Genomic DNA, 589 nt, shown 5'->3' on the forward strand with positions numbered 1-589 from the left:
ATTGAGTAACGTATCTTGAACCTCTTTAAGAACGTTTGAATCTTTGATGGGTAAGACAACTTGTTGCATAAGCTGTTAGTTCCTTTACTTTAAAATTAATTTAGTTGCAGAAAACCTAAAAATCGAATATTATAATGTAGTACGATGGTAAACTTAAGGGAGGCGGATTAGAATGAGTAATACTATTATTAAAAACAAGACAATTTCAACTCGTGTAACACCTGACATTAGTGAACGGGCTAAAGCTAATCTAGCAAAACAAGGGCTAACCGTTTCTGAGTATATACGCTTATCGTTAGTTAAAGCGGCCAATAATGAAGTTCGATTGGTCAGCTTTTTAGATTCTCCGGAAGCCTCAGCAGCTAAAAAAGAAGCAGAAACAGGGCAGGTCAAAAACATTGGTTCATTGACTGACTTTGAAGATTGGATCGATAAATTAGATGCAAATTAAACAGACCAAATCTTTTGAACGTGAATTAAAAAAACTAGTCAAAAAACATTTCCCAATAACTGTCTTGAAGCCTTGTTTAGAAGCAATTGTTGAACAAGATGTACTTGTTTTGAAACAGATTAAAGATCATGCATTAAA

At 33.8% G+C, this 589-nt stretch carries 1 protein-coding gene; it reads left to right on the forward strand.

What is annotated here, in order from left to right; all coding sequences use genetic code 11:
- The first annotated feature begins 172 nt into the window (after positions 1–172).
- Complete coding sequence (locus tag C1I98_RS46570; RefSeq protein WP_046871195.1) at positions 173–451, forward strand: plasmid mobilization protein; 279 nt, start codon at positions 173–175, stop codon at positions 449–451.
- The last annotated feature ends 138 nt before the right edge of the window (positions 452–589 follow it).

The organism is Spongiactinospora gelatinilytica (assembly GCF_003236385.1).
Lineage (GTDB): Bacteria > Actinomycetota > Actinomycetes > Streptosporangiales > Streptosporangiaceae > Spongiactinospora > Spongiactinospora gelatinilytica.